The sequence below is a fragment of the Deltaproteobacteria bacterium CG11_big_fil_rev_8_21_14_0_20_49_13 genome (assembly GCA_002796305.1).
Lineage (GTDB): Bacteria > UBA10199 > UBA10199.
The window spans coordinates 1,822-8,699 of the sequence record PCWZ01000028.1 but is presented as its reverse complement, the minus strand read 5'-3'; the positions used below and the strand labels follow the sequence as shown (position 1 = coordinate 8,699).

The window sequence follows — 6,878 nt, the reverse complement described above, 5'->3', positions numbered from 1 at the left end:
CTCAAATGGAACGGCCGTTGCCGCCAGGTTGGAGCTGAAGACCTCAGGTATCCTTGCCCGCGTGTCATTTACGGAAAGGCAGGCAAGCTTCTCTTTTCCGTCCGCTGTCACTTTGAACCTTACCTCCGGGAATGCAAGCGCAAGACGGCCGACAGTATCCATCACATGCCCCTCTTCTGTTTTATCTCCGCGAAGGAACTTTTTGCGGGCTGGTGTATTGAAGAAGAGGTCTTCTACCACTATTCTGGTTCCGTCGGCACAGCCAAGATCGCCCGATTCAACCACCTTTCCGCCGGAAACGACCAGTTTATACCCTCCCAACTCTTTCGGCCTTTTTGTCTCGATGGTCATCTTGGAAACGGCCGAGATACTGGGGAGCGCCTCTCCCCGAAATCCCATCGTGCTTATGGTGTTCAGGTCGTCGTCCTTTGAGATCTTGCTTGTTGCGTGTCTTAATATGGAAAGTTTAGCGTCCTCCCGGGTCATTCCGCAGCCGTCATCTATGACTATCATCTGTCCCTTGCCGCCAGACTTTATATCTACAATTATCTCCTTGGCACCGGCATCGATGGAATTTTCTACCAGTTCTTTAATGACGGAGGCCGGCCTCTCCACCACCTCTCCGGCGGCTATCTTTCCGATCATGTCGTCGGTCAGGATATTTATTGTGGTCATATTGACGATCTCTGAGCTTAAAATTGTGACAAGACGGCCAGAAATTTCTTTGTGGGACCGACGTCATGAACTCTAAAGACATTTGCACCGTTTCGGTATGAAACTGCTACAGTTGCCAGCGAGCCTTCAAGTCTTTCTTTGGAATTTTGATTGTTTAAGATCTTTCCTATAAACGACTTTCGGGACGCCCCAATAATTATTGGATAATCAAGTAATTTTAGTTCTTTGAGACGTTTTAATATCTCAACATTATGTTCGGCAGTCTTGCCAAAACCTATGCCTGGATCGATCAGGATATTTTCTTTTCTGATACCGGCCTTGATAGCCGTATCGGCTCTTTTTTTCAGATATTCGGCTATCTCCAGGACAACATCATCGTAATGGATGTTACCCGACTGCATGGTTCTTGGTCTTCCTCTTAAGTGCATGAGGCATATCGGGACACCGGCATCGGCTGCCACTTTGAACATTTCGGGGTCAAAGGAACCGGCGCTGATGTCGTTTATCATGTTGGCTCCAGATTCAAGAGCCTTCCTGGCGACCGGAGCCTTGACCGTATCTATAGAAATGGGAATCTGGCTCTTTAGTCTTATTGCGGAGATGACAGTTATCACTCTTCCGAGCTCTTCTTCCACAGAAACGGGAAGACTCCCGGGACGGCTCGATTCGCCGCCGATGTCAATTATATCGGCCCCTTCATCCGCCATCTTAAGGGCGTGAGCGACAGCCACATCGTGATTATAGAACGTTCCGCCGTCCGAAAATGAATCGGGAGTAACATTAAGAATGCCCATTATAACTGGCTTGGTAAAATCAGAAATTGTACAAACATCGTTCATAAATTTCAATGCCGTCCCCCGCGAAAACGGGGACCTCGTGAACAGACTAGATTTCCGATTTCGAGGGAACGACAGAACAATCCTACGCGCTTAATATCTGTTCGATCTGATCCTTGTCGAGAGATTCTTTTTCAAGAAGCGCCCCGGCCAGCGCATGTACCTTGGATACATTGTCCTGCAGGAGCTTCTTGGCGCGCACATAATTGGCCATGACGATCCTTTTTATCTCGGTGTCTATGTCAAGCGCCGTCTGTTCGCTGTAGTCGGAGTGCTGGGCTATCTCGCGGCCCAGGAATATGGCCTCTTCCTTTTTGCCAAAGGCCATCGGACCCATCTTTTCGCTCATACCCCATTCGCAGACCATTTTGCGCGCCAGCTCCGTTGCGCGTTCTATGTCGTTTCCGGCGCCCGTCGTCTGCTGATTAAATATCACCTCTTCCGCGGCGCGCCCGCCAAGAAGTACGGCTACGCTATCCTCGCAGAACTGACTGCTCTGCATGTAACGATCATCGGTAGGAAGTTGCTGAGTCAGACCTAATGCCGCTCCGCGAGGGATAATGGTGACCTTATGAATAGGATCGGTACCCGGGGTCAGTTTCGCAACTATTGTATGCCCCGCCTCGTGGTAGGCGGTGATCTTCTTATCCTGCGGCGTGATCACAAGACTCCTTCGTTCGCTCCCCATAAGGACCTTGTCCTTTGCAAGTTCAAAGTCGCTCATTTCGACCGACTTTTTGTCGTTTCGGGCGGCAAGAAGGGCCGCTTCGTTCACCACGCTCTCAAGGTCGGCGCCTGAAAAACCGGGCGTTCCCCTTGCAACTATAGAAAAATCCACACCGTCTGCAAGCGCAAGTTTTTTGGCGTGAACCTTTAATATCTCCTCGCGGCCTCTAACATCGGGACGAGGCACGTAGATACGCCTGTCAAATCGGCCGGGCCTTAGGAGCGCCGGGTCCAGAACGTCGGGCCTGTTGGTCGCCGCCATGATAATGACGCCTTCGTTGGATTCAAAACCGTCCATCTCTACAAGAAGCTGGTTCAAGGTCTGTTCTCGTTCGTCGTGACCGCCGCCAAGGCCGGCGCCGCGGTGGCGCCCCACCGCATCGATCTCATCTATAAATACGATACAAGGGGCGTTCTTCTTTCCCTGTTCAAATAGATCGCGAACACGACTTGCGCCGACACCTACGAACATCTCCACAAAGTCTGAACCGGAAATGGAAAAGAAAGGAACTCCGGCCTCACCGGCAACTGCACGGGCAAGCAGGGTCTTACCGCATCCGGGGCTTCCAAGAAGCAACACACCCTTTGGTATCCTTCCTCCAAGGACGGTGAACTTTTTAGGCGTTTTCAGGAAATCGATGATCTCCTGTAGCTCTTCTTTTGCCTCGTCTATCCCGGCCACATCGCCAAAGTTCACTTTACGCTTATCTTCGGTGAGCATGCGGGCCTTGCTTCGGCCAAAGCTCATCGCCTTGCCGCCGGGGCCGACCTGTATCTGGCGCATTGAAAAGAAGAAAAAGCCGAAGAGAAGGAGCATCGGTAGCCATGAAATGAGGAACTGTTGCCAGAAAGGGGTCTCTTTAGGGCGCTTATATTCGACCTTGGCGTCCGTTGTGCCAAGCATTTCAAGTGCCTTTTCGCTGTTTATAGGGCCTATTGTGACGAAATATTCACCGTTCTTATAGCCGGCCTTGAATCTGCCGGTATATTCTTCGCCCTGGATGGAGACCTCGGCTATCTGGTTGGACTTGATGGCCTCCATGAACTCGCTGAAGCCCACCTCCGTTATTCCCTGCGGTTTCTGGCTCATAAAGTGAAGGATAGAGATAGAAACCAGAATGATGATAAGCCACATTGCTAACGTTTTTTGAGATTGTTTCATTGCCATAGGCGCGCTCAACTACCACAAAAGTCAATATAGTTCAACGTGTTTCTTGGAGTTACAATGAAGCTCTCATAGCCCCTTAACTGACCATATTTATTTGCAATTTCAAATGATTTTGTTGTATAAATGCCCTGCATGAAACGTGTCACCATAATTTTGTCGTTTGTCCTGATAGCCATCTCCTCAAAGGCCCTTGCGGTCGATAACTGCATCAACTGGGGCAAGACCATGACAATGGTCCATGTGGGAGAGTTGCAAAAAGCGTCCGGAAAAAAGACGGTCCTCCTCCAATCTTTCGACGATTTCACAAAGGTTCCGGGGGATGACTGGCTTGCATACGGTATTCCAAGCCTTTTAGCCGATTATCTTTCTACAGGGAGGGATATAAGCGTCCTTTTCGGGACAATGTCAAAATATACGTCTTCCGCCGTAAGCCCCAATTACATTGTCAACGGCATGTATCAACACACGCAGAATCAGCTGAGGATATTCATTAAGCTCCTTGATAAGAGAGCGCTCGTAAAACAGTGGCAGCTCAACATCCCCTATCCCCAAAACAAGCAGTTCTTTGAAATGCTTGGGAACGCATCTCTCGATATTCTTGCCCTTCTTTCGCCGCACTACGAGAACGAGCAGTTCAAGGCCGTCCGGATGGCAACGCCTTCGGTCCCGGCCTATATGAACTATATCAAGGGTGCGCTCACCTATGAACGATTCGAACCCGAGACTTATGAGATAGCCACAACGTGGTTCGACGAATCCAAAAAGGCCGACATCAATTACATGAAGGCGTACATCGGCCAGATGGATATGGATATCTTTATGGCCCTTTATAATAAACAATATAAAAAGCCATACTCCGCGTATCTTGAAAAGGCCGAAAAGGAGTGGAACGCCATGAACAAGTTCAAGATGCGTACTCCCCTTCCAGACATCCCCAGAAAATATATGATAAAGGACAAAGGTAAGGGAAGGGCGCTTACGAACAGGTTCCTTATCGGAAACGGGTTCTTCATTGCCGGGCTTACCGAGGCCGGACAGAAGAACTACGTGGGAGCGGCCTCCCAGTTCGAATTCGCCCTGGCACATGTGCCGGAAGATGCGATAACATGGTATTACCTCTCCCAGATGAGGGACAAGACCGGCAACGCGAGACAGACGGCCGATGCCCGCGTAAAAGCATTTGAAATAAACAGGTGCCTACAATAACTATGAAAAAGATATATATCATTCTGGCATTACTGATCATCGCAACCCCTGCGCTGGCAAGAAAGGCTCGGATAAGGCCTTCGGAACGGGCGGTCTTTCACAATAATCAGGGGATATCGTTCATGAACCAGAACCAGCCTGAAAAGGCCGAGTTCGAGTTCAAGACCGCGCTAGAGCTTGCGCCCGAGTATCAGGAGGCCTTTAACAACCTTGGCATCATCGCAAAATTGAAGGGCCGGCTGGATGAGGCCCTCACCTACTTCAAACGCGCCATTTTGATCGATAAGAACTATTCATCTCCATACAACCACATCGGGACGATATATCTTGACCGAAAAGAACCCGACAAAGCGATCAAATGGATACAAAAGGCGATAAAGAAGGAACCGACATTTGCCGACGCTTATTACAATCTGGCGCTCTGTTACCTTGAAAAGACCAAGAAAAACCCGGTCAAGAGTTACGTCAAGTTCGCCGAGGCATATTTTAAAAAGGCGACCGAGCTAAATCCTAAGCTCAAGCTCGTTCATACCGAGCTCGCACAGATGTACAGGGACATCGGAGATTATGAACATGCCGTTATCCGTTACCGGCTGGCACTGGAAGACGATCCGGCCGACATTGAAACATGGATAAAGACGGGGAACCTTTATCTGACGATGAAGGAACCATTTAAGGCGCAGAACGCCTTTTTAAAGGCGGTCGAGGCCAATCCAAACTCCGCCGAGGTGCATCAGGCCTTGGCACTTTTCTACTATAATGAAGGCCGCTACGATGAAGCTATGACAGAATTTTCCGAGGTTACCAGGCTTGCCCCCATAAGCGAGATCGCCTACTTTAGGCTGGGCACCATAAAACTCGCCATTGGCGACCAGAAGAAACAGGAAGGTGATATGACCGCCGCCGCTGGCTATTATGCCGATGCCGAGGGCAACATAAACCGCGCCCTTCAGATAAACCCCAGCTTCGTTGATGCATCATATAATCTTGGGCTTGCATACCTGAAACAGGGCAAGACAGAAGAGGCAAAGAAACAGTGGAAACATACGCTAATTCTTGAACCGAATAATCCAAGGACCCTCTATAATCTGGGCAACCTTTATAATTATCTGAACGATAAACAGAACGCTCTAGAAATGCTTTGCAAGTTCATTAGTGTTGGGGTAAAAGATTTTACGGCCGAGATTGAAACGGCCAAAAAAGTCGTGGCGGCCGGCGGCGGTTGTCCCTAAAGCATCTCATGGTTCGACAGGCTCACCATGAGCGCATTACACTATGCCAAAATTAATTGTTACAGAGAAAGGAAGCGAAAAGAGGCAGACCTTTGAGTTCAGTCATGAAGGCGTTTCTATCGGCCGCTCCGACGAGAACGGATTAAAACTCCCCTCTTCTGCCGTTTCCAGAAAACACGCTGACATTGTGGTTACCGGCACCGACTGTTTTCTTGTCGATCTTGGTAGCGGCAACGGAACATATCTTAACGGCGTTAAAGTTGGCGCCAATCAAAAGAACATTCTACGGCATGGCGATATCATCGCCATAGAGAACTTCAATCTCAACTTCAACATGATAGACGAAATGCTCGCTTCCTCATTTAATGAGATAACCGACAGCGATATTATCGAGGTCAAACTTCTAAAGAAGGTATTAAAAGCGATCGATAAGGAACGTATCCCCAGCATCGAGGTCTTAAACGGCAACTTTGTAGGTAAAAAGTTCTTCTTCGCCGAAGATGTGGATGAGATGAGCATAGGCAGAGATGAGAACGCCGATTTCCAGGTAGAAGAATACGTCATTTCCAGGAATCATGTAAGGATCACAAGGACCGATAACGGATTTGTAATAAAGGACCTTGAGAGCAAGAACGGCACCTATGTGAATAATCACCGCATAGTTAATTCCGAGCTCCACGACGGCGATAGAATAGCTCTGGGCACAATCGTCTTTATCTTTAGGGACCCAAACGAAGTTAAGATGGAAGAGATATCCGTAAGGGCAAAAAAAGCTCCCAGATCCAAAGCACGGACGCGTCCCAGAGAGTTAATAGAAGAGTCCGAGGAATCACTCCGACTGGAAGACTACACCGGCGGATCGAGCGGAATGGAAGAGTTCGAAGCTGTTCCGGACACAACCTCCGACGACTGCTACCCGATACCCCAAGGGAGAAAAGAACGGATCAAACTTTCGGGTTTTGAAATGGGGCTCATCGGCATCGGCATAGTCATCTTCATCTTTGCCGTCATATCATTCGTTAATCTTATAAAGTG

General features: G+C 49.0%; 5 protein-coding genes and 1 pseudogene (1 of these 6 running past the window's edge). 3 read left to right on the top strand and 3 right to left on the bottom strand.

Annotation, left to right across the window (positions count from 1 at the left end; translation table 11 throughout):
* From COV46_02355 to COV46_02345, 3 genes are all read right to left on the bottom strand, one after another.
* The coding region (locus tag COV46_02355; GenBank protein ID PIR17878.1) for a DNA mismatch repair protein MutL at positions 1-675 on the bottom strand (675 nt) is incomplete at its 3' end.
* Positions 676-692: 17 nt separating this feature from the next.
* Positions 693-1,514: a dihydropteroate synthase gene (gene folP / locus COV46_02350; protein PIR17877.1), complete on the bottom strand. Its 822-nt coding sequence runs from the start codon at positions 1,512-1,514 to the stop codon at positions 693-695.
* 82 nt (positions 1,515-1,596) lie between these two features.
* Positions 1,597-3,399 (bottom strand): cell division protein FtsH, encoded by a 1,803-nt coding sequence (locus tag COV46_02345; protein PIR17879.1) that lies wholly within the window; start codon positions 3,397-3,399, stop codon positions 1,597-1,599.
* A gap of 138 nt (positions 3,400-3,537) precedes the next feature.
* Between COV46_02345 and COV46_02340 the strand changes: the two genes are divergently transcribed.
* The 3 genes and pseudogenes from COV46_02340 to COV46_02330 all read left to right on the top strand — a co-directional run.
* On the top strand, positions 3,538-4,611 hold the full coding sequence (locus COV46_02340) for a hypothetical protein (GenBank protein ID PIR17876.1): 1,074 nt from the start codon (positions 3,538-3,540) through the stop codon (positions 4,609-4,611).
* 2 nt (positions 4,612-4,613) lie between these two features.
* Positions 4,614-5,843 (top strand): hypothetical protein, encoded by a 1,230-nt coding sequence (locus COV46_02335; protein PIR17875.1) that lies wholly within the window; start codon positions 4,614-4,616, stop codon positions 5,841-5,843.
* A gap of 43 nt (positions 5,844-5,886) precedes the next feature.
* Positions 5,887-6,878: pseudogene (locus tag COV46_02330) on the top strand (hypothetical protein); it runs 85 nt beyond the window's last position.